General features: G+C 57.9%; 16 protein-coding genes, 1 tRNA gene, 1 pseudogene and 1 other annotated feature. Of the genes and pseudogenes, 6 read left to right on the forward strand and 12 right to left on the reverse strand.

Annotated features, from left to right (window positions below; translation table 11 throughout):
• The first annotated feature begins 141 nt into the window (after nt 1-141).
• Entirely contained in the window at nt 142-2,058 is a 1,917-nt protein-coding gene (locus B0G52_RS02985) for an ABC-F family ATP-binding cassette domain-containing protein (RefSeq protein ID WP_094042046.1), read from the forward strand.
• Between the two features lie 437 nt (nt 2,059-2,495).
• Here the strand turns inward: B0G52_RS02985 and gluQRS are convergent, their stop codons facing one another.
• Entirely contained in the window at nt 2,496-3,455 is a 960-nt protein-coding gene (gluQRS, locus tag B0G52_RS02990; RefSeq protein WP_369827003.1) for a tRNA glutamyl-Q(34) synthetase GluQRS, read from the reverse strand.
• 77 nt (nt 3,456-3,532) lie between these two features.
• A tRNA-Asp gene (locus B0G52_RS02995) sits at nt 3,533-3,609 on the reverse strand.
• Nucleotides 3,610-3,819: 210 nt separating this feature from the next.
• Here B0G52_RS02995 and B0G52_RS03000 point away from each other — a divergent pair.
• Nucleotides 3,820-4,800: a glycoside hydrolase family 43 protein gene (locus B0G52_RS03000; protein WP_094042047.1), complete on the forward strand. Its 981-nt coding sequence runs from the start codon at nt 3,820-3,822 to the stop codon at nt 4,798-4,800.
• Nucleotides 4,801-4,811: 11 nt separating this feature from the next.
• Here the strand turns inward: B0G52_RS03000 and B0G52_RS35510 are convergent, their stop codons facing one another.
• From B0G52_RS35510 to thiL, 8 genes are all read right to left on the reverse strand, one after another.
• Nucleotides 4,812-4,964 carry a hypothetical protein gene (locus B0G52_RS35510; protein WP_158223556.1) on the reverse strand — a complete coding sequence of 51 codons (153 nt, stop codon included), beginning with the start codon at nt 4,962-4,964 and terminating at the stop codon, nt 4,812-4,814.
• A 182-nt stretch (nt 4,965-5,146) separates the two neighbouring features.
• Entirely contained in the window at nt 5,147-6,748 is a 1,602-nt protein-coding gene (locus B0G52_RS03005; protein ID WP_233162317.1) for a 2-isopropylmalate synthase, read from the reverse strand.
• A 464-nt stretch (nt 6,749-7,212) separates the two neighbouring features.
• Nucleotides 7,213-7,477: a binding site (T-box leader), on the reverse strand.
• A gap of 96 nt (nt 7,478-7,573) precedes the next feature.
• Nucleotides 7,574-8,506: a helix-turn-helix transcriptional regulator gene (locus tag B0G52_RS03010; RefSeq protein ID WP_094042048.1), complete on the reverse strand. Its 933-nt coding sequence runs from the start codon at nt 8,504-8,506 to the stop codon at nt 7,574-7,576.
• Between the two features lie 149 nt (nt 8,507-8,655).
• Nucleotides 8,656-9,705, reverse strand: coding sequence for a tRNA (adenosine(37)-N6)-threonylcarbamoyltransferase complex transferase subunit TsaD (gene tsaD, locus B0G52_RS03015; protein WP_094042049.1), 1,050 nt, complete (start codon nt 9,703-9,705; stop codon nt 8,656-8,658).
• The gene (rimI, locus tag B0G52_RS03020) at nt 9,702-10,196 is read right to left on the reverse strand and encodes a ribosomal protein S18-alanine N-acetyltransferase (RefSeq protein ID WP_233162318.1); all 495 of its coding nucleotides are present in this window, start codon (nt 10,194-10,196) and stop codon (nt 9,702-9,704) included. Before rimI ends, tsaD begins: the two co-directional genes overlap by 4 nt.
• Nucleotides 10,197-10,200: 4 nt before the next feature.
• Nucleotides 10,201-10,998, reverse strand: a complete 798-nt coding sequence (gene tsaB / locus B0G52_RS03025) for a tRNA (adenosine(37)-N6)-threonylcarbamoyltransferase complex dimerization subunit type 1 TsaB (protein ID WP_094042051.1) — start codon at nt 10,996-10,998, stop codon at nt 10,201-10,203.
• Nucleotides 10,995-11,513, reverse strand: a complete 519-nt coding sequence (gene tsaE / locus B0G52_RS03030; RefSeq protein WP_094042052.1) for a tRNA (adenosine(37)-N6)-threonylcarbamoyltransferase complex ATPase subunit type 1 TsaE — start codon at nt 11,511-11,513, stop codon at nt 10,995-10,997. Before tsaE ends, tsaB begins: the two co-directional genes overlap by 4 nt.
• A 3-nt stretch (nt 11,514-11,516) precedes the next feature.
• Nucleotides 11,517-12,569: a thiamine-phosphate kinase gene (gene thiL / locus B0G52_RS03035; protein WP_233162319.1), complete on the reverse strand. Its 1,053-nt coding sequence runs from the start codon at nt 12,567-12,569 to the stop codon at nt 11,517-11,519.
• Nucleotides 12,570-12,837: 268 nt separating this feature from the next.
• On the opposite strand from thiL, the gene B0G52_RS03040 reads away from it, so the two are divergent.
• The 3 genes from B0G52_RS03040 to B0G52_RS03050 all read left to right on the forward strand — a co-directional run bounded on the left by B0G52_RS03040 (nt 12,838) and on the right by B0G52_RS03050 (nt 15,313).
• The gene (locus B0G52_RS03040) at nt 12,838-13,566 is read left to right on the forward strand and encodes a CAP domain-containing protein (RefSeq protein WP_106359394.1); all 729 of its coding nucleotides are present in this window, start codon (nt 12,838-12,840) and stop codon (nt 13,564-13,566) included.
• Between the two features lie 321 nt (nt 13,567-13,887).
• Nucleotides 13,888-14,211 (forward strand): ArsR/SmtB family transcription factor, encoded by a 324-nt coding sequence (locus B0G52_RS03045; protein WP_094042393.1) that lies wholly within the window; start codon nt 13,888-13,890, stop codon nt 14,209-14,211.
• A gap of 100 nt (nt 14,212-14,311) precedes the next feature.
• Nucleotides 14,312-15,313 (forward strand): NADP-dependent oxidoreductase, encoded by a 1,002-nt coding sequence (locus tag B0G52_RS03050; protein WP_094042054.1) that lies wholly within the window; start codon nt 14,312-14,314, stop codon nt 15,311-15,313.
• A 189-nt stretch (nt 15,314-15,502) separates the two neighbouring features.
• Here B0G52_RS03050 and B0G52_RS03055 read toward each other — a convergent pair whose 3' ends face one another.
• Both B0G52_RS03055 and B0G52_RS36565 read right to left on the reverse strand, forming a co-directional pair.
• Nucleotides 15,503-18,970 carry a DUF4073 domain-containing protein gene (locus tag B0G52_RS03055; RefSeq protein WP_233162321.1) on the reverse strand — a complete coding sequence of 1,156 codons (3,468 nt, stop codon included), beginning with the start codon at nt 18,968-18,970 and terminating at the stop codon, nt 15,503-15,505.
• Nucleotides 18,971-19,480: 510 nt separating this feature from the next.
• Nucleotides 19,481-20,242, reverse strand: a pseudogene (locus B0G52_RS36565) (NHL domain-containing protein); the annotation flags it as partial.
• Between the two features lie 197 nt (nt 20,243-20,439).
• Between B0G52_RS36565 and B0G52_RS03060 the strand changes: the two are divergent.
• Nucleotides 20,440-23,571, forward strand: a complete 3,132-nt coding sequence (locus B0G52_RS03060) for an ATP-binding protein (RefSeq protein WP_094042056.1) — start codon at nt 20,440-20,442, stop codon at nt 23,569-23,571.
• Nucleotides 23,572-23,579: the final 8 nt, after the last annotated feature.

Here is a 23,579-nt window from a genome sequence, read left to right on the forward strand (position 1 = left end):
CTTCGATAATCCATGAAAACTTTATTTTCATTTTAGCACTGAATGTCTATTTTCGCCAAAGGATAACGCTTGGACTTTTCCCGCGACTTTACGGTACACTTGGAAAGTAGCACCGAAAAGAACTTGTCGGAGGGATTCCTCTTGCTTCTTCAAGCATCTGGCATTACGAAACATTATGGCGCGGCTCCCGTACTGGAAGGCATCTCCCTGCAGATCAACGAGCGCGACCGCATCGGCCTCGTCGGCGTGAACGGCGCGGGCAAATCTACCTTTCTTCGCGTTCTGGCGGGCGAGATCGTTCCCGATACCGGCTCGGTATCGAAGCCGAGGGAGCTTAAAATCGGATATTTGGCGCAAAACGGCGGTTTGCAGGGGCACCGCACGATTCAGGAAGAAATGAACTCCGCCTTCGGTCCCTTGCTCGATCAGGAGAAAGCGCTGCAGGAGCTGGAAGCGCGCATCGCCGATCCGCGGGAGCTGGACAATGAGCAGCGCTACGAAGCTCTGCTCGCCCAGTATGCGGACGTCAGCGAGAAGTTCCGCGAGAACGGCGGATACGAGATGAACAACCGCATTCGCAGCATTCTGCACGGCATGGGCTTCGGAGACTTCGCGCCGGATACCGAGGTCGCCTCGCTCAGCGGGGGACAGCGAACCCGGCTGGCGCTGGCGCGGCTGCTGCTCGTCCAGCCCGAGCTGCTGCTGCTCGACGAGCCGACCAACCATCTCGACATTCAGACGCTGACCTGGCTGGAGCAATACTTAAGGTCCTATGCCGGCGCGATGGTCATCGTCTCTCACGACCGCTATTTTCTCGATGCGACGGTGACGTCCGTCGTCGAGATCGAGCGGCACCAGGCGACGAGATACACGGGCAACTACAGCCGATTCATGGATTTGAAGGCCGCGGCGTTCTCCCAGCAGTTGAAGCTGTACGAGCAGCAGCGCAAGGAAATTTCCCGGATGGAGGATTTCATTCAGCGGAACATCGTAAGGGCTTCGACGACAAGGCGCGCCCAGAGCCGGCGCAACGCGCTCGAGCGGATCGAACGGCTGGAGAAGCCCAGCACGCTCAGGCAGGCGAGCTTCTCGTTCACAACCGAGCGGCGCAGCGGCAAGGAAGTGCTGCGGGTCATTCGCTGCTCCGCCGCTCCCAACCAAGAGATGGCGCCGCTGTTCCGCAACGTCTCGTTCGAGGTGAAGCGCGGGGAGCGCGTCGCCCTGCTCGGCCCCAACGGAGTCGGCAAGACGACTCTGCTCCGCGCGCTGACGGACCAGCTGTCGCTGCGGGACGGAGCGATCGAATGGGGCGTCGGCATTTCGCTCGGCTATTACGATCAGGAGCAGCGCAATTTGAACCCGGCCAACACCGTGCTGGAGGAAGTGTGGAGCGCGTATCCGCATCTTCCGGAGGCGGAGATCCGCACCGTGCTCGGCAACTTCCTGTTCAGCGGCGAAGACGTGCGCAAGAAGGTCAGTTCGCTCAGCGGAGGGGAGAAAGCCCGCGTGGCGCTGTCGAAGCTGATGCTGCTGAAGGCGAACGTCATGCTGCTCGACGAGCCGACCAACCACCTCGACCTGATGAGCCGCGAAGTATTGGAAGCCGCGCTGGAAGAATACGACGGCACGCTCGTCTTCGTCTCGCACGACCGTTATTTCCTGAATCGGATCGCCGATCGGGTCGTGGAGATGTCCGCGGACGGAGCAGAGCATTTCCTGGGAAATTATGACGAAATGGTCGCCAAGAAACAACAAATGGAGGAGTGGGAGGCGACAAATCGCGACAGCGCCGCGACGCCGTCCGAGCCTGCCGTTACGAGCTACGAGGCCGAGAAGCAGGCCAAGCGGGAAGATCGGGCGCGCGCCCGCAAGCGCGAGCAAGCGGAAGCCGACATTGCCCGGCTGGAAGGCGAGATCGCCGAGCTTGAGGAGCAGATGGCTTCTCCCGAGATGGCGATCGATTACGTACTGCTCAGAGAGACGCAGGCCGAAGCGGAGAAAAAGCGAGCGGAGCTGGACGAGGTTTATCAGGTTTGGGAGTCGCTGATGGAAGATTAACAAGGGCGCGAATTTTCTCGGTACGTTCGAGAAGATTCGCGCCTCTTTCGGTCGTGCAGCGGATACTTCGCCGGGCGATCAGTCGTCGTCCACGTTATGCACATGGTTATACACAGGCTGCGGACACCTTTCAGAGGGTTGTTAATATTCTGATAACTTTCAATCGGTTGGGACGCAAGCCTTTTTGTCCGGAATCGGCGTTGCGGGAGCATTTCCCTGCTGTTTTATCCCCTTTATCCACACTATCCACAAAAAAGCTGTGAAAAACTAATCCCATTTTCAGCGGCGAGCAACCTCTTGTCCCCCAACGCTTTTGGGAGTTTACCCACATTATACACATGCGGTGTGGATAAGTTTGTCCACATTGGTTTATTCCCGGCTTATGCGCCAATGAAAAAAGCCACCGCGCTCGGAATAAACGCGATAGCTCCCCGTTCTTATTGCTCCAACAACCACTCTCGCAAGTCGTCCCCGAAAACGAGTCGTTCTCCGCTAACCGGCTCGAACAGCGGGATCAGTTCCCGAACGCCGACCGGTTCCGGGCGGTCGATCCACCCCGCCATAGCGGCCAGCAGACCGAGCAGACGCTCGGGCGCAGCGCCGTTCTCCCTTAGCGACGCCAGCGTCAGCGACTTGTCGCGCTTGGACAGGCGGGCTCCGGTCTCGTCGGCCAGTAGGGGAATGTGGGAGAACCCCGGCGCCCGCAAGCCCAGCACGTCGTACAGCGCGAGCTGTCTGGGCGTGGAGTCGAGCAGATCCGCCCCGCGCAGCACGTCGGTAATCCCCATGGCGGCATCGTCGACGACGACCGCCAGCTGGTAGCTGAACATGCCGTCCGCGCGTTTGACGACGAAATCTCCGAGGGCGGAACCGTCGAACGACTGCGGCCCCATCCACCCGTCGGAAAAGTCGATTGCGCCCGCGGGCATCACGAAGCGCTGCGAAGGCGACTTCAGCGCGCCTTTAGCCATCCGCTCTTCGTCGGTCAATGCTCGGCAAAATCCCGGATAAGCGGCACCCTCGCTCGCCAATCCGTGAGGCGCGCTGGCCAGCGTCGCCAGATCGCTTCTGCTGCAGTAGCACGGGTAAAGACGCCCTGCCTCCTGAAGCCTCTCCAGCGCCTCTTCGTAGAGCGGCTCGCGAGCGCTCTGCACATACGGCGCGTGCAGACCGCCTTCCCGCGGACCTTCGTCCCAGTCGAGGCCGAGCCACTGCAGGTCGTCCAGAATCTGCTCGGCGAACGAAGCGCGAGAACGAGCCTTGTCGATATCCTCCATTCTCAGCGCGATCGTCCCGCCGCACTGCCTCATCTGCAGCCATGCGGACAAAGCGGCGAACGCGTTGCCGATATGCAGCAGCCCAGAGGGCGTAGGCGCGAATCTTCCGCGACGGATCATAGCCGCACCTCCTCGGTAGATACAAAAAAGAGCAGAGTACGCTCTGCTCGATGCACGTTGCTTATGTAGAAAAATCATGGCGGAGCCGACGGGATTCGAACCCGCGGTCTCCTGCGTGACAGGCAGGCATGTTAGGCCTCTACACCACGGCTCCACACTATAGTAATCGTGTCTTAGACACAAATAAGATCATACCACGAACGTACGCCATCTGACAAGCTTTATTGCGCCGAACATTCGCGTCAAAACCTCTTTATTTTCTCGGCTAACCTCTAAGGTTTCTTAAGTTTCCAGCGAATGCCCTTCTGATAAGATTAGGAGGATAACGCCCATTCGGGAAATCCGCACAGGAGGAGAACGAGAGATGACAAAGCCCCGCGAGCCGCTGGTCACGCACATGTACACCGCCGATCCTTCCGCCCACGTTTTCGAAGGTAAAATTTACGTTTATCCGTCCCACGATCTCGATCATGCGAACGAATCGAACGACAACGGGGACCAATACGATATGGAGGATTACCGCGTCCTGTCGCTGGACGAGGAGCTGTCTTCCTGCACCGACCATGGGGAAGCGCTTCATCTGCGGGATATCCCGTGGGCGAAGAAGCAGCTCTGGGCCCCGGACGCCGCTTACCGCAACGGAACGTATTATTTGTTTTTCCCGGCGAGGGACCAGGACGATATTTTTAGAATCGGAGCAGCGACCTCGAAGACGCCGTACGGACCGTTCAAGGCGGAGCTGCAGCCTATTCCGGGCAGCTTCAGCATCGACCCTGCCGTGTTCGTCGACGAGGACGAGCGGGCGTATATCTTCTTCGGAGGGTTATGGGGGGGACAGCTGGAAAAATGGCAGACCGGCGCGTTCCAGCCCGACGCTGCAGGGCCGTCCGGTTCAGAGCCCGCTCTCGGACCGCGGGTTGCCGGGCTGAGCGAGGATCTGCTGACGTTCAAAGAAGCTCCCCGGGAAGTCGCCATCCTGGACGAAGAGGGCCATCCGGTGCAAGCCGGCGACGAGGACAGAAGATACTTCGAAGGCCCGTGGGTTCATAAGCACAACGGCCTCTATTATCTGTCCTATTCGACGGGCACGACACACCGCATCGTATACGCTACAAGCGACAACCCCCTGGGGCCATACGTCTACCGGGGACAGATTCTGAAGCCCGTCGTCGGCTGGACGACCCATCACTCCATCGTCCGATTCAAAGATAAGTGGTACTTCTTCTACCACGACAGCACTTTGTCCGGCGGAGCCGACAACAAGCGGTGCGTGAAGTACGCCGAGCTTGTGTACGAGGACGACGGCTCCATCCGCACGATCGATCCATATGAAGGGGAGGCTTGACGCGGCGCGATTCAAAATGTGATCCAACTCGAAGCCGATCCCGTCCGGTTGGAGTTCGACTGCTCGCTTGGCCGCCGCTTGCAGCCCGATCCCGTCGGGTTGGAGTTCGACTGCTCACTTGGCCGCCGCTGCAGCCCGTTCCCGTCGGGTTGCAACCTCGCCACCTCCAATTTTCCCGCTGCAGCCCGGCCAAATCGGGCTGCAGCTCCATCGCGCCGCCGTTTCCTGCTCTAACCCGACGCTGTCGGCCTACAAAGCTCCGACATTATTTTGTTTACATCGCTTCTGAATCGTTTCCTACTCCCCCGTCCCCCAATCCACCCGAACCGAACCGATCCGATCCGCCTTACTCTCCGGCCGCTTCCGCCCTCTCATCCTTCCTTCTTCTCGCGAGGATGACGCCGTTCACCGCCGCCACGTAAGCGTTGGCCGCGGCCAAAATAATGTCCCGATGGATCGCGGTGCCTACGCTCCGCTTGCCGTCGCCGATGACCGTCACGACCGCTTCGCCGGAAGCGTCCTCCCCGGTCGACAGCGAGTGCAGTTCCAAATCTTCGAACGCCGCATCCACGGGCATCGCTTCGCGAATGCATTGAATGACCGCCTCGAGCGGCCCTTCCCCGGCGCCCGTGTACGTCCGCTCCGTCCCGTCGGACGAGCGGCGAATCGTCACAGACGCGATCCGCGAACGGTTCGATCCCGCCAGCACCTGCAAGTCGACCAGCGAGTAAGGTTGGACAACCGAATCCGTTGATTCGCCGACCAGTTGCATCAGCGTGTCGTCCGTAACGCTCTTCAGCTCGTCGGCCTTCTCCTTGAACCGCGCGTACAGATCCTCCATCTCCTCGTCGTCGAGCCGGATTCCGAAGTCCGCTACCCGGTGTCGGATCGCATGGCGGCCGGAGTGCTTGCCGAGAATGATCATGCTGCGGGGAATGCCCATCGCTTCGGGGTCCATGATCTCGTACGTGTTGCGGTTTTTCAGCAGACCGTCCTGATGGATGCCCGATTCGTGCTGGAACGCGTTGCGGCCGACGATCGGTTTGTTGTACGAAATCGGAAAATGCATCGTGCGGCTGACGAGGCGCGAAGTCTCGTAGATATGCTCGGTCCGGATGCCGGTCTCGACGCCCATCGCCTCTCCCCTCGTTTCGATCGCCATGACCAGTTCCTCAAGCGCACAGTTGCCCGCACGCTCTCCTACGCCGTTAACGCTCACTTCGACCTGACTCGCGCCGTGGCGAATCGCGGCCAGACTGTTGGCGACAGCCAGCCCCAGATCGTTGTGGCAGTGGGCGCTGTACGCGACTCGGTCCCCGCCGCGAACGTTCTCGCGAATGCGAGTAAAGAGCGGGCCGAACTCCTCGGGCAGCGCATACCCCATCGTGTCGGGGATGTTGATGATCGTCGCGCCCGCTCCGATCGCCGTCTCGACGACGCGGTACAGAAACTCTTCGCTGGAACGGGATGCGTCCATCGGAGAAAACTCGATCTCGTCGACGAACTGCTTGCCGTAAGAAACCATGGAGCGAATCATCTCGACGACTTCGTCCTGCGACTTGCGCAGCTGATAATCCAGATGGATTTGCGAGGACGAGATGAACAGATGAAGGCGGCGTCTAGCCGCGTCCGTCGTCGCCGCGACGGCGGAATCGATGTCGGCCTTCACGCAGCGCGCGAAGCCGCAAATTTCCACGTTCTGAAGCTCCTGCGAAATCCGGCGGATCGCCTCGAACTCTCCGGGGCTCGAGATCGGAAAGCCGGGCTCGATGACGTCGACTCCCAACCGGGCCAACTGGCGGGCAATGACGATTTTCTGCTCGGGCTTCATCGATGCGCCGGGCGCCTGCTCGCCGTCTCTCAGCGTCGTGTCGAAAATGCGAATCCGCCTTTTGTCCGCCGCCTGCACGTTCCTGTCCATTTTAGCTTCGCTCGTTTGTTTGCTCATTATCATTCGCCTCCTAAGATTTTCATCCCGTTTTCGGGATGTCCGGAATTAAAATCCGAGAGAGCGACGGGCGTTCGCGGGCGCGCGCTGCCCGAGGCTTCCGCAGAAGCGCAAAGAAGCCCGTCGTCTCTTAGGCTCAGAGACGACGGGCCTGATTGGGGCCGCCGCGGTACCACTCCGCTTGAAGGGGTTCGTCTTCCGACGGACGAACGTTCCTTCCACTTGCGTCGCGAATGCCGGCCGTTCGGTCGATCGGCTTCCGCGAGCGCCCGATATCGGGGGCCAGCCGTAGCGATGTACCGAAGCCGACCGATCTTGATCGGCTCCCTCCAACGCTCCGCTCCCGGGCGAGTTCGGTTCCCTCTTCGGCTGCGTCGCACCGTCCCGCAGCTCTCTGCGCCCGAGGTCAAACCTACTGCTCCCGTTCCTTGCGTTCCTCAAATATAAAAAGCCCGTCGTCTCCGATAAGAGACGGCGGGCTTGTTGTCAGCCTTCCGCGGTACCACTCTTGTTGATATTCCCTGTTCGCCGGGCAATGCCGACGGAAATATCCGCTTGGGACCCGGTCACGGGGGTTAGCCGTACAAGCGTACTCATCCGAACGCAAGGTTCGCATATTCCGCTAATCCGCTCCGGGGCGAGCTTCAGGTTCCCTTCCGCTGCGTTGCACCGTCCCGCAGCTCTCTGATCGTCGGGGATGACCTTACTGTTCCCTTTCATCGCGTTTGTTCCAATTATGTTCCTGTCATCCAGGATTGAAATTTATTATATGCTTGCCGGAACCCGGCTGTCAACAAGCGAGCATCGATATTTTCGGTTGGCAAGTTAAAGCTCCGGCGGACCGGCTATGTCCTCAAAGTCCAGGTTGATCGGACGATCCGGAAGCACGACCGGCTCCTCCATATTGGTGCTGGGCACGTTCAGCGACACCTCTTCGAATCTGACGCTGTCGATCCACACCTTGCCCGCGCCGGCAAGCAGCACGCCGAACGAGATCGACTCGCTCTCCTCCGGAACGTCCAGCACGACGCTGTATTTGCTCCAACCGCCGCTCCCCGAGATCGGGCGATCGGCCATGTTGTCGAACTGCAGCATGTCTTCGTTTTTCCCGTCCACGCGCATCCACAAGCCGCACCAGCTCGCCACCTCCTCGTTCCGAATGAATGCGGACAGCTCGTAACGCCTGCCCCGGTACAGCTCCGCCCGGAAGCTCTGCATCATTGTTGCGAAGCCTTGCGCCTGTTCGGATCTGGACTGCAGCCTGCCCGAAGCCCTGCCGCGGTGCGCCGTCGTCACATCCGTTCCGATGTCGTAATCCCCCGGGTCGGAGCCCGCCAAAACCCACCCGTTCGGCCCGCTCGCTTGTTCTGTCTGTTTCATATCCGTATCCTCCTCCGATTGATTTCTACCTTTGTCCATGAACGTTCCGAAAAAGCGTCGATACTGTCCCGGAGACATCCGGTAAGTCCGCTTGAATGCCCTCGCGAACGCCGCCTGCGACTCGAACGCGTAATCGAACGCGATGTCCAGAATGCGGCGATCAGTGACAACAAGCTCTCCCGCCGCATTCGCCAGTCTGCGCTGCCGAACGTATTCCGCGAACGGCATGCCGATATGGGCGTGAAAGACACGGTGAAAATGATACTTCGACACCGCCACCAGCCGGGCCGCATCCTCCAAAGCGATATTCTCCGCCAATCGCTCTTCGATCCATCCGACCACCTTCAGCACGTCCGCCTTCTCGTCCGTATGCGCCATTCGTCAATCCCCCCTTCTGACTTTATTGTACGGGCCGTTCTCCCCTCCGTTTTGACCGCTCTTGCTCATCTCCTCCCGAAAAAGAAAAAAACGCCACCCCGGCAATCGCCTTCCTGCAAGGAAGAAGAACGATTGCCGAGGATGGCGCGTCATACGGACCAGTCCTCCAGGGACATGACCGCTTCGGCTTTCAGATCGAGCGACGAGAATTGCCCGCGCCGCCATTTCAGGTCGGCGGCGGCGGCGATCATCGCCGCGTTGTCCGTGCACAGCTTGTTCGGCGGGATGAGCAGCGGCACGCCAGCCTCCTCGCACAGCGCGGCCAGCCGCTCGCGCAGGCCGCGGTTCGCGGCGACGCCGCCGCAGAGCATCATCTGCCGGGCGCCGAACTCCTTCGCCGCGCGAATCGCTTTGCCGGTCACGACGTCGATGACCGACTGCTGGAACCCTCTGGCCAGCGCCGAGAAGTCCGGCGCTTCTCCCTTCATCCGCGAGCGGTTGATTTCCGCCAGCACGGCGGACTTCAGCCCGCTGAAGCTGAAATCGTACGAGTCCGGCTCCAGCCACGAGCGCGGCAGCACGACTTCTTCGGTCGCCTCCTGGGCCAGCTTGTCCACGTGAGGTCCTCCCGGATACGGGAACTTCAGCGCTCTGGCGACTTTGTCGTACGCTTCGCCGACCGCGTCGTCGCGCGTCCTGCCGATGATGCGGAACTTCCCCTCCGCCTCCAGCAGCACGATCTCCGTATGCCCTCCGGATACGACAAGCGCAATGGACGGATATATAATGTCGCCGACGAGAGAATTGGCGTAAATATGTCCTGCGATATGATGCGTCCCGATCAGCGGCACGTCCAGCGCCAGCGCCAGGCTTTTCGCCGCGACGACGCCGACAAGCAGCGCGCCGATCAAGCCGGGGCCTTGCGTCACCGCTACCGCGTCGATGTCCGTGAGGCTGACGCCCGCCTCCCGCACCGCTTCCTCGATAATGATCGTCATCGTCTCGACGTGCTTGCGCGAAGCGATCTCCGGCACGACGCCGCCGAACTGCCGGTGCGTATCGATCTGGCTGGAGACGACGTTCGACAGCACTTCCCTGCCGCCCCGCACGACGGCTACGGACGTCTCGTCGCAGCTCGTCTCGATAGCCAGCAGCAGACTGCCGCTCTCAGACGGCGCTTCGTTCGCTTGTCCGCTCATGCCTCTCCTCCTTCCAACGCTCCGGCCGTTTCCGATTCGCCTATATTTTCAGGATTCAGATCCGCCCACATGATGAGCGCGTCCTCCATATTGTCCGAGTAGTAGTTCGGGCGTACGCCGGACGGGGTGAAGCCCATTTTCCGATAGAGCGACTGGGCTCTGTCGTTGGACACGCGCACCTCCAGCGTCATGCGCCGGGCTCCGAGGTAGCGGGCCGTCTTCATCAGCTCGCGCAGCAGCGCTTTGCCGTATCCGCGTCCCTGATACTTGGCCCGCAGCGCAATGTTCGTGACGTGCGCCTCGTCGATAATGAGCCACATCCCGCCGTAGCCGGCGACATCCCCGTCCAGCTCCATCACCATATATTTGGCGAACAGATTGTTCGTCAGTTCGTTGCGGAACGCTTCGGCCGTCCACGGCGCTGTAAAAGCTTCCTGCTCGATCTCCACGATCGCCGCGATGTCGTCCAGGTTCATCAGCCGGTATTCCATCTCGTCACTCTCCCCGCGAAGCCGCCAGCAGCTTCGCTTCCGCTTCGGCCAACTGCGTATAGTTCGGGACGAACGAATGCACGTCATGCCGTTCTCCCAGACGGAACTTCAGCTCTCCGAGCAGCCCCAGCGCGGTTGCGTCCATGTCCCAGGCCAGCATCCGCAGCCGCGTGCCAGACTGCTCCGCAGCCTCGATCGCGGCTTGATGGAGCGGGGTGTCGCCGATGAACCAGATCGCCGCGACCTGCGCATCCTCGGTGCCCTCGTCCTCGATCAGTTCCGCCCAATCGGTGATCAGCCGGATGGCGTCGGAATCGACCGTCCGCCAACCGCCGGAATGGTCCGCCGCATACCGCGAAGTATACACTTGACCCCTCCTTGCGTCCAGAATCGGCACGATCCAGATGTCCCGGTCGTCGGCCAGATCCTCATTCTCCGTCCTGAGCTTAAGCCATGCGCCGAGAGCGAGCGCTTCAAGCGTAGACACGCCGATCAGCGGCTTGTTCCACGCCCAAGCAAGCGTCTTCGCGGCCGTAACCGCAATGCGCACCCCCGTATACGAGCCCGGTCCTTGGCCCACGACGATGGCGTCGATCTGCTCCCCCTTCATTCCGTTGCGCTCCAGCAGCTCCTTGATCTCCGACAAAATGCGTACCGAATGATTGCGCTCGGCGAAGGAAGCGACGGAATCGATCCGCGAGCCATCCCTCACCAGGGCGGCGGAGAAAGCGGCGGTCGACGTGTCGAAGGCGAGCACCGTTACGGAGCCGCTGTCCTCGATCAGTTCCTCGTCTATTTTCATGCTGTATGTTCCCCCTCTTCCGCCTGACGGAGTCCCAGCTCGGCGCACCAAGCATCGTAGCGCTCCCCGACAGGCCGGCAGACGATTCTCCTGGACTCGGGTCCCGTCGTCTCCAGACGAAGATGCAACCGCTCGGGCGGCAAAATCGGCTCGATGATCGAAGCCCACTCCACCAACGTTACGCCGTTCCCGTGAAAATATTCGTCCAGCCCCAGCTCGTCCGCTTCCTCCAACGACAGCCGGTAGACGTCCATATGATAGAAAGGAAGCTTCGTCCCCTCGTATTCTTTAATAATCGTAAAAGTCGGGCTGTTCACGATGCCAGCCACGCCGAGCGCTGCCGCGTAGGCTTTGGCGAAATGCGTTTTCCCCGCGCCCAGGTCCCCGTCCATCGCCAGCACCGCCCCCGGAAACGCCAGCTCGGCCAGCGCCTTCGCGAAAGCCCCCGTAGCCTGCTCGTTGGCGGCCTCCAGCTCGTACCGGTTCGACGGGTCTCCCGTCCGATTCGAATGCATGATTCACACGGCCCCTTCGGCAAAATGATTGTATCCCCGCTTGGCCAGCGGCTTGCGCAGTCCTGTATCAGCTTCTTCCAGTTCCACGCCCGGCGGGCCTTCTTCGACCTCTCCGACCACGAACAGCGGAATGCCCTCCGCCCGCAATCGCTCGCGCAGCTCCTGCTCGCAGCTCTTGTCCGCTGTTCCGAGCAGCACGTAGTCCTCGCCTCCGAACAGTGCCAAGTCTGTCGCGCGCAATCCGTTGTCCCCCGCATACGCGGACAGTCCACCTGACAAGGGCAGCAGCTTCTCCTTCAGCACCAGCCGAACGCCCGATGCCTCGGCAAGCTCCCAAGCCTCGCTCGCCACGCCGTCGCTGACGTCGTTCAAGGAGGTACCCCAACCCGTCTCTGCCAAAATCCGTCCGGCCTTCACCGACGGAACGGGACGGCGATGGGCCTGCGCGAGCCTTGGCGGAAGCAGTGCGGCCAACCTGTCGCGCTTCGCTCCCTCCGCCGCGGCAATCCGCTGCAAGGCGTGCAAACCTGCGGCCGACAAGCCCGTCGGGCCGGTCAGAAATACCGCCTGGCCCGGCCTCGCCCCGGAGCGGCGGATCGCCCGTCCGGCTTCGACCGCGCCGATAACCGTAACGGCTACGACAAGATCTTGCGGAGCGGAAGTCGTATCCCCGCCGATAACGGCCACTCCGTAGTGTTCGGCGCATTCGTACAACCCGTCGTACAAGCGCCGCATCCGTTCCTCGCTCCAAGCCGGAGGCACGCAGACGGACACGAGAGCGAACTTCGGCTCGCCGCCCATGGCGGCAATGTCGCTGACGTTGGCCGCCAGCGCCTTGTAGCCGACGTCGGCCTCCCCCATCGTCGCGTCGAGGAAGTGAACCTGCTCGACCATCGTATCCGCGGCGACAAGCCATTCCCGGCCAGGTCCTTCGCCCGCCACGATCGCCGCATCGTCTCCGATGCCGAGCACAACGCCGGAACGAGCCAGAAAATCGGCCGTCTGGCGGCCTTCCGTCCAGAGTCGGATGCGTCCGAATTCGTCCAATGACGGCACGGCGCTACCCCATTTCCTCATTATTGTCCTAATTATATCGGGGTGCGCCCGAACATGCAAAGACCGAGCCGGACGAACGAACCGGCTTTCTACGGTTGCGACTCTACCAATCGGCATTATGAGAAGAATATTATTTTGGACTCCGACGCCTTGGCTCGCCTAGATCCGTCATTCTCATAATTCGGGATGGCAGATTTTATGGCATGTTTTCGCCAATACGGGCTGATAGACTTTGAGATATTCCAAGCCAAGGGAGGAATCACGTTTCATGAAGAAGTTCAACGCTAAAGGTTTGAAGAAGTCTCTGATGCTCGGTACGTTGGCGCTCGCGATCTCCGTTCCCGCGGGAGCCGGAGCCGTGTCCGCGGCCCCTGCAAGCAACGCGATTACGCAAGACCAGCTGTCGCAAATCGCCAGCCGGTTCGGCATAGATCTCAATTCGCTGCTCCAGCAAATCATGCAAGGTCAAGCTCCCGTCGTATCCAAACCGTCCACGGGCGGCGGCAATTCGGGAAGCGGCCAGGTTACGAAACCAGGCAAGCCTTCCCAGCCTTCTAAGCCTAGCACCGGAAACAACGGCAACACGGGCAGCGGTAATACCGGCAACTCCGGCTCCGAAGTTTCCAACTCGGCGTTCGCGACGCAGGTCGTCACGCTCGTTAACCAGGAACGTGCGAAAGCGGGCCTGAAGCCGCTCGCGTCCACGAACGCCGCGCTGACGAAGATGGCGCTGGACAAAGCGAAGGACATGTACAACAACGGCTACTTCGACCACAACTCGCCGACTTACGGTTCGCCGTTCGATATGATGAAGAAATACGGAATCAATTATCGTTACGCGGGAGAAAATATCGCCAAAGGCCAGCGCACTCCGCAAGAGGTCATGAACGCCTGGATGAACAGCCCGGGCCACCGCGCGAACATTCTCAGCGCCAACTTCACGACGATCGGCGTCGCTTATTACAACGGCGTCTGGGTCCAAGAGTTTATTTCGTAGAAATGACGGGGCTGTTCCATAAGCACTTTAAGTTGCTGTGAAAGATAATCGATGAACAAGGTGCAAGGGGGATGTACCTCCTTCCGATGCTATACGCTCCTGAAACCTGAATGGGTAAACCCGTGATAAGGTGGTTTCAGAAGCGTATGAGGCATTCTCCAGGAGGTACATCCCCCTTCTTTGTCTATCGATCTTCTCAGCAACTCTGCTTATGGAACAGCCCCTTTCGTCCAGCGAATAAGGGCTTACATTTGATTTTATCGAACGGATGATTATAATTAGGTTTAAAAGATTAAACGAATGAACGAAAGGATGGAGCGCATGAGCGAAAACACCGAGCAAATTTTGCAGCAATTCAAAGAGTGCATCCCACTGCTGGAAGTGCTGACGGATGGAAACCGTCAAGCGATTATTATGCTGCTGGCGCAGAACAAATCGGGACTTCACGTTAATGCGATCGCAAGCCATATCGATTTGTCCAGACCGGCCGTCTCCCATCATTTGAAGGTGCTGAAGCAGTCCGGTTTCATTACCTCCGAGAAAAAAGGCGTCGAAAATTATTACGTATTGACCGTCCGCCAACCGCTTGAACGGCTCAAAACGTTAATTGCCGCCGTCGAAGCCGAGTGCGACGGATCTCGGTAACTTGCCGGCACGTTTAAGGCGAATCGCGTAGAGCACCTTATTTTTTTATACGATTGGTCGATCAGTTTAAACCAATAATCCAAACAGGAGTGATTATATTATGAAGGCCATAACCATTGAGAAATACGGAAAACATGTCCCGCTGAATATGACGGAGCAACCGATGCCCGAGATCGGAGAACAGGACGTGCTCGTGGAAATTCATGCAGCCAGCTTAAATCCGATCGACTTTAAGATTAAGGAAGGGAAAGTCAAACTTCTGCTGAATTACAAGTTTCCTCTCATCTTGGGCAATGACTTCTCCGGAGTTGTCGTGAAAGTCGGCGAACGGGTGAGTGCCTTCAAGCCCGGGGATGAAGTGTACGGGAGACCCCGCAAAACCCGCATCGGCACGCTGGCGGAATTTATCGCCGTTCACGAGGATGATATTGCGCTGAAACCGCGCAATCTGAGCTTCGAAGAAGCGGCCTCGATCCCGCTCGTCGGACTGACGACTTACCAAGCTTTTTCCGATATTTTAGACCTGCAGAGAGGTCAAAAAATATTGATTCACGCAGGCGCGGGAGGCGTAGGCACCTTCGCCATTCAGATGGCCAAGCTGATGGGAGCTTACGTCGCTACGACCGCAAGCGAAAAAGGTTACGACCTGGTCAAATCGCTGGGCGCCGATCTGATCGTGAATTATCGCGAGGAAAACTTTGAAGATAAGCTTGCCGATTACGACGCCGTTTACGATACTTTAGGAGGAGCCGCCTTGGAAAAGTCGTTCCGCGTCCTGAAGCCGGGCGGGCAGATCGTATCGATCTCCGGCATGCCGAACGCCAGATTCGGAAAAGAGGAAAAGTTAGGCTGGATGAAGACCGCAATTTTGTCGCTCGTTAGCCGCAAGCTCACAGCTCTTGAGAAGAAGACCCGAACGAAATACCATTTCCTGTTCATGAAACCGAGCGGAGCGCAATTAAACATTTTGAAGGAATGGATTGAAGAAGGCCGCATTAAACCGATTGTCGATAAAGTGTATTCTTTGCAAGAGGCCGGACAAGCGTTTCAATATCTGGAAAGCGGCAGGGCCAAAGGCAAGGTTATCGTTAAAATCAAATAAATATTGAAAATTCTCTACAAGGTGCTTACCGCAGAAGCGGAGGGAAGAGCTGGATGAGGCCGTTGCATGCTGCACATACAAATTGAATTAAAAAGGCTTGGCGCACGAAGGGACGTACCTCAAGTCATCTACCCGGCTGACCAAAGTACGTCCCTCGCTTCTCCCCTAAACCTTTACCGCATCTTCAACTTACTTCATTTCGATCAGCTCCGACTTTTGCAGCAGCCTCTGAACGATCGCCGCAACCTCCGCGCGGGTCATGTTGGCCTTAGGGGCAAGCGTATCCGCGCTTCTGCCTGTTACGATGCCGGCGTCTACGCTGCTCGAAACGCCATTCTGCGCCCATTTGGCTACCTTGGCCGCATCTCCGAAAGGATGCAGCACCGCGTCTGCAGATTTGGCCGACAATGTATCTGCCAATCCGGTGAGCACCATCGCTTTGGACAGAATCAGCATCGCTTGTTCGCGGGTGATTTTGTCTTGCGGACGGAAGGTGCCGTCTTGGAAGCCGTCAATCAGTTGATACGCATACGCCGTGTTGATTACGCCGCTATACCAGTCCGATGCTTTTACATCGGAGAAGGCCGTAGGGCCGTTTTCCGGCTTAAGCCCCAGTCCGCGTACGAGAATGGCTGCGAACTCGGCGCGGGTAATGTCCCGATTCGGAGTGAACTTGCCGCCTCCCGTTCCGTCGATGACCATCCGCGAGCCCATGTCATTCACTGCGGACTTCGCCCAGTGCTTCGCGACGTCGCTGAACTCAATCGGATTCCAGACGACGGCGTACGTGCTGTTGGTCAAGCTGTTGATCTTGGCAAAATATCTCGCGCCGTTCTTGGTCACCTGTGTCGGCACATGACGCACCGAACCGTCCGCCTCGATCACGACGCCCGTCGTAATCTTGTTCGGGTCGATTCCGTCCGGAATGGCGACCGTTCTCTCGACGTACGCATTAAACTTCGTTACGGTAGTCGTTTGGCTGCCGTAGACCGCTGTAATATTGAACTCGAGCGGCGGCATAACGAGCGAGAACGTCCCTTTCTCCGCCGCGTTCTCCGCAAGCTTGACCGTCTCTGCCGCAGAGGCGGATATTTCAATCCGCACTTTGATGTCCGCCAGATTGGCCGGCTTGCCGAGCTGCGAGAAGATGGCGTCGATGTTGATTTCGTGAGCCGGGATCGTATAGGTTGCGTTGTCTGTTTGGAGAACGAGAACCGCTTCCTTGTTCTCCATGTTTTTGATCATTTGGCCGTTCAGTTCGCCAATGATGACGTCCGATTTCGTTTTGACCGGAATCGTCACGACAGCGCCTTGACCTTCGGCGGCCAGCTTGTCGTCCAGCTTCTTCTGGTCAACGGCTATTGTAAGGAGAGTTTGGTCGTTGCGCTTGCCGGTCGTAGCCGTTCCGGCGCTTTCCTCCTTGCCGTTCACCAGCACGATAACGGCCTCTTCGTTCGAGCTGCCGGACGAAGTTGTTCCTCCTCCAGCTCCGCCGTTGCCGCCGGAATCGCCGCCCGAGTTGCCTCCGTTGCCGCCGGTCGGAGCGCTCGGAACGACGGCGGAAGATGCGGTCGAAGCCGCACTGCTGCCCGCTGCGTTAATCGCCTTCACCGTGAACGTATAGCTCGTGCCGTTGGTCAAGCCCGTAATTGTGATTGGGCTGGACGCTCCGGTCGCCGTTAATCCTCCGGGCTGGGATGTAACGATGTATCCCGTGATCGGATTGCCCCCGTCATCAACCGGCGGAGTAAAGCTGATCGTCGCTTGTCCGTTCCCGGCGGCGGCAGCCACATTCGTCGGCGCTGCCGGGGACCCGGCCGGCGCTGTCGGAGTAACGCTTGTCGACGGCGTCGATTCAGGGGAATCCCCAACGCTGTTCGTCGCAACGACCTTGAACGTGTAGGGCGTGTCGTTCGTCAAACCTGTAACTGTAATCGGGCCGGTTGTCCCCGTTGCCGTTATTCCTCCCGGTTCGGAGATAACCTTGTAGCCTGTAATCGCGCTGCCCCCGTTGTTCGCCGGAGGCGTAAAGCTGACCGTCGCTTCTCCATTGCCGGCGACGGCAGTCACTCCTGTCGGCGCATCCGGCGGCGCCAAAGGCGTAACGCTTGCCGAAGGTGCCGACTGCGGAGAATTTCCGACGCCGTTCACGGCGACAACGGTAAAGGTGTACGTCGTACCATTCGTCAGTCCTGTAACGGTAATCGGACTGGTCGTCCCCGTTGCCGTCAATCCTTCCGGTTGAGACGTGATGATATACCCCGTAATTGGATTGCCTCCGTCGGTTGCCGGCGGCGTAAAGCTGATCGTTGCTTGACCGTTTCCGGCGACAGCAGTCACATTTGTCGGCGAACCGGGCGATCCGATTGGCGCAGTCGGCGTAACGCTTGTCGAGGCCGCCGATTCCGGAGAGTCTCCAACGCTGTTCGCGGCAACGACCTTGAACGTATACGCCGTTCCGTTCGTTAAGCCTGTAATCGTGATCGGACTGGTCGTTCCTGTTGCCATTAGCCCTCCCGGCTGGGAGATAACCTTGTATCCGGTAATCGGACTGCCTCCGTCGCTCAGCGGCGGCGTAAAACTTACCGTTGCCTGGCCGTTTCCGGCAACGGCGGCCACTCCCGTCGGAGCGTCCGGTACAGTTGCGCTGCCCCCACCGTTTTCAGGTGTAAAATACAGCGTCTTAACCGCACCATCCGGCCATACACGCACCTGCACCGTCTGTGTTCCGCTAAAGGTCGGCGGGTCCCACTCCTCATAGAATGTCCAGGTCTCGCCGCCATCCGTTGAGTATTCCATTGAGCCGTTCGCGCCCACAATCATGTTCGTCTCGTCATTCGCTGTTACGTTCGGTGCAGCCGGCGGCTCCGAAAACGATACTCCCTTCGACGCACCTGCGGGCACTCCATTTGCCGCCGCAACACGTACCATTACATAAACAAATCCGTTAAAAATTGGGGGATTCGCCGAATTATAAAGCCTCCACGTATTACCATTATTCGTTGAATACTCCATCGTGTCGTCCGCGCCCTCAAGCAGGTTCGTATCATCGTTCGCCGTTACGCCCGGCGCTTCCGGATTCTCCGTAAACGTTAGCGCAGTTGTCAATCCTGGCGGCGTTCCCGTTACCGGATCTGCCACTACGCGCACCAGTACCGTCTGATTTCCGCTAAAGGTCGGCCGCGGATAACTCCACTGTTCGTACGGTGTCCATGTCCCTCCGGCATCCGTCGAATATTCATATTTTGTTAAGCCCGATCCTGACATCTCGATCACATTCTCGGTATCATCGACCGAAAAGTTGGTCGGCGCTGCCGGTGGAGGCGGATTCGGAGTGAACCAAATCGTTTTGGCCAATCCTGCCGGTGCTCCTGTAACCGGATCTTCCGCTATTCTCACCTGCACCGTCTGTGCTCCGTCAAAGGTCTGCGGATTTGCTTTATCGTAGGCAGTCCACGTCTCGCCGTCATCCGTCGAATATTCCAGTGTCTGCCCCAGATAATCCGTATAGAATTCTGTGCCCATAATAAGGTTTAACATGTCGTTACTCGTTACATTTGGCGCTCCCGGCTGCGGCGGAGCCCGATGGAACAGCAGCTTCGCCGGGAAGGATGCCAACGTGTCTGTTGCCGTGTCTTCCTTTAAGCGCACGAACACCGTTTTTTCCTCGCTCAAATCCGGGGGATTTAAGGGATCGTACGTTGTCCACTCTGTAAGATAAGAGACGTCAACACTTCCGCTTCCAGGATTAACGAAATACTCCATCCTGTCGTTTATGCCCGTAATTGTATTGGCCACGTCGTTCACCGAAACGTTCGGCGCATCTGGCCTTAATCTCACTTTACGAATTAATTTGGTATCATACTCCGCAAAATAAAGGGTCTTCCCCGAGCTGTCTACGGTCAATCCGAAAGGATTGCTCAAATGGGCTTTTTTCGCTGAAAAGTCATACACCTCTTCATTGCCGCTAGAAATACCGCCCCCCGCCACGCTGGTGAGTATGCCCTCCGAATCTACTTTCAGAATTTTATCGCTTGTCGGATCCGCAATATAGAGATTCCCTGCTTGGTCAAGAGCCACTCCATAGGGATTTACCCGGGCTTCTATCGCCGGCCCGTTCTCTCCGCCAGAACCGTTATGTCCATTCCCCGCCACCGTGGTAATCTGACCATGTGTATCTACTTTCCGTACTCGATGATTATCCATATCCGCAATATAGAGGTTCCCCGCACTGTCAACGGCGACATCCATCGGAAAGTTTAAACTGGCTCCTGTCGCCGGCTGATTGTCTCCGTTATAGCCGCTATCCCCATTCCCCGCCACCGTCGTGATCTTGCCCGTCAAATCTACTTTCCGAATTCGATGGTTATTTGTATCCGCAATATAGAGATTTCCTTCACTGTCTAAGACTATTCCGTTAGGGGAGTCTAATTGAGCGCTTGTCGCCGGCCCATCGTCCCCGCCAAAAGCCGCACTCCCATCCCCAGCCACCGTGATGATGGAATTGGGGGGAGTTGCAGTTCGTTTCAGGACCCGATTGTTCCACCCATCCGCAATATAGAGATTTCCTTCACTATCCATTGCCACTCCGGAAGGCTGGTTTAATGAGCTTGCAACCGTGGTGATTAGGCCATCCTGATCCACCTTGCGGATTCGGTTGTTCCCCCTGTCTGCAATATAGATCCCGTAAGTGCTTGCAGTCACCCCGACAGGATCGCTCAATTTGGCCTCTATCGCGGGTTGATTGTCACCGTTATAACCCAACTGGTGATACATCCCCGCCACGGTGAAGATGAGGTGCGAATTCGGATCAGCTCTTTCAGGTTCTGCCGCAAAACTCTGTTGTACAGACAACGTGGACAAGAGTTGCAGCATTATAGTAGAGCATAAAGTCAAAATGGAAAACTTCTTCAGCCGCTTCCTGCGCATCAGTATACCTCCAAATTCTAGTAATCAAACTGTTATCTATCTCGACTTCGACAATAATCTACCTCACTATACATTGGGACAATAAACGAAAAATAAACAAGAACGCGCCTAACCCCGCCTCTTGTCGAACCTTGTTTACAATTTGTTTATTCCGATAAGGTAAGCTGATAGAATGGCATAAGAAAGGAGGAGAGACAGTGCCCGGAAAAACGCCGCTGAGAAGGTCGATCGTGATCGGCGCGATCACTCTTTTGCTTGCTTCGCTCTTTGCTCTATGGCTGACGGGAAGCGGAGACGACTCACGAGATTCCCTGCAGGTTCGCGGCGGAGCGGCAAGCTTGCAAAATTGGGACCCCGAGCAGAGTCCCGCCGTCAAGCTGGACGGAGAATGGGAATTTTACTGGAACCGTCTGCTGACCCCCGAGGACTTCCGGACACAGGGAGAAGCGTTGACCGGAAGCGCCGCCTATATGACGATTCCCTCCTCCTGGAACGGACAAGTTGTTAACGGGGACAAGCTGCCTGTCTACGGCTCGGCGACGTATCGGATGGTGTTGACCGATCTCCCGTCTTCCGGAGTGTACGCTTTGAAAAAAACGAACATCCGATTTTCGAGCCGGATTTACGTGAACGGGGAGGAGCTTCTGGCGGACGGACTGCCGGGCAGCGGCGACCAGGCTTACGAGCCGGGCAATCGGCCTCAGTTGAACGCTTTCTACAGCGACGGCGGAGAGGTCGAGATCGTCGTGCAAGCGGCTAACTACGACTACGTCAATTCCGGCGTTGTCGTCCCTCTCCTGTTCGGCAAGCAGGAGGCGTTGAACGGCCTTCAGCAGAAAACGATGGCGCGGGAATTCGTCATTCTCTCGATTCTCGGCACATTGGCGCTGATCTACGTCATCTGCTTCATTGCGGCGGCTATGTACAACAGGAAGGATTACTCCTTGCTGATGCTGGCGCTTCTCTGCGCGGTAGCCGGCATCTATCATAGTCTGATGGGCGAACGTTCGCTGATGCTGCTGATCCCGGACGTCTCGTTCGTAACGCTGTACAAAATCAAAGATGTAGCCTCGGTTCTCACTTGCATGGCGATAGCCCTATCGTTCTATCAACTGCAAAGAAGCATCATTTCCTTCAGGCTAATGCTGGCCGTAACGCTCGTGCTGGGAGCTTTCGCGATCGTCATCGTATTCCTCCCCATCAGTGCGTATACGCCGATTCAATATTACATCGTCATTATGTACCAACTGCTGCTCGCCTGGCTTTTCGCAAGAGCTGCTTATTTGTATATCCGCGGCGGGGAAGGCCATCGCTGGAAGTCCTTTCTGCTGTGCATCGCCATCCTGCCGATCAATTTTTACTCCATAGATACGATTTTGTTCGCGTTAAGCGTCAGCTCGTCGCTGCAATTCAGCCAATTCTGCATCGTCGCCTTTAATCTGGCCATGCTTCTTCTCATCGTTCTCCGTTTTTTCGAAGCGTACCATACGATCAATGAGATGAAGGACCAGTTGCTGCGCCTGGACAAAATCAAAGACGATTTCCTGTCCAACACTTCCCATGAACTGAGAACGCCGCTGAACGCCATCGTCAACATCTCCGAGACGCTTCTTAAAGGGGTGAACGGCCCGGTCAACGGAGAGCAGGCGCAAAATCTGTCGCTCGTAGTCGGAAGCGGAAGACGGCTGACTCATCTCGTCAACGAACTGCTCGACTATTCCAAGCTGAAGCACGGGGACATGAAGCTGCACAAAAGCCGTCTCCTCTTGAAGGCGTACGTAGAATCGGTCATGCGCATTCATCTCTTCTTATTGGAAGGAAAAAACGTGACGCTCGTCAACCGGGTGTCGGACGACCTGCCTCTCGTTCATGCGGACGGCATCCGGCTTACGCAAATTTTGCACAACCTGATCGGCAACGCGATCAAGTTCTGCGACCGGGGAGTCGTGGAAGTAAGCGCGGCGGTTGCGGGGGAATGGGTCGACATTCGCGTCAAGGATACCGGAATCGGCATAGAGCCTCACATGCAGGAGCGCATCTTCATGGATTACGAGCAAGGAGAGCATGCGGAAGGGGCCCAATACGCCGGAACCGGGCTCGGATTGAGCATTACGAAACGTCTCGTCGAACTGCACGGAGGGCGCATCGGCGTTCGCTCGACTCCTGGGCAAGGCGCAACCTTCTCGTTTACGTTGCCCGTTGCGCCTGGCAAATCCGTCAAAACGGAAGCAGAGCCGCCGCGATATGCGAACGAGACCCTTTTCTCCGAGGCTGATCTGGCTCATCAGGAATATCCGCTGCGCGTCGAAGGCGAACAGCCGGAATCGATACTGATCGTGGACGATAATGCACTGAATCTGCAAAGCATGATCAATCTGTTCAAGCTCGAGAAGCAAACGATCGTCGCCGTCAACCGCGGAGAATTGGCGCTGGAAGCCGTTCTCTCGCGTCAGGAGTTTCTGCTCGTCATTCTGGACATTACGATGCCCGATCTGTCCGGCTTCGAGGTGCTGCGCCGCATCCGCGAACGGTTCTCTCCCTTCGAGCTGCCCGTTCTGATGTTGACGGCGCGAAGCCGCAGCGAGGACATTCGGCTGGCAATGGAGCTGGGAGCCAACGACTTCGTCGCCAAGCCGTTCGAATCCGAGGAGCTGATGGCCCGGGTCAGAAGCCTCTCGAAGCTGAAATCGTCGGTCAAGCTGGCCCGGGACGCCGAGATCGCCTTCCTGCGCTCCCAGATCAAGCCTCATTTCCTGTACAACGCCTTGACCGCGATCGCCGAGCTGTGCGTGACCGATTCCCGGCAGGCGGAGGAGGTTACGCTGCAATTGTCGCGTTATTTGCGCAGCAGCTTCGACTTCAAGCATCTGGACGCGTTAACGACGCTTAGCAACGAGTTGGAATTGGTCCGCTCCTATGTCGCGATCGAGCAAGCCCGCTTCGGAGCTCGGCTGCAAGTGGAGTACGAGGTAGACGCCGATCCGAACCTGCTGATCCCTCCGCTCATCGTTCAACCGCTGGTGGAAAATGCGATTCGGCACGGAGTCATGTCCAACTCCAGGGGAGGCAAGGTGAGCCTTCTCGTTAAGGGAGGCTTGGGGAACGGCATTGTTTTATGCATAGAAGACAACGGCCGCGGGATGAGCCCGCAGAAGCTGGACAGCGTGCTCCATCCGGATTCGGCGGCGAAAGGCATCGGGTTGTGGAACATCAGCCAGCGCCTGCGGCTTCTGTACGGTACGGAAATGCGGATCGAGAGCAAGGAAGGCCGAGGCACGCGAATCGAGATCGCGCTTCCCGGAGAAAACCCGATGGCGAAAGGAGGTTGACGGATGCT

It is taken from the genome of Cohnella sp. SGD-V74 (assembly GCF_003001675.1).
GTDB lineage: Bacteria > Bacillota > Bacilli > Paenibacillales > Paenibacillaceae > Cohnella.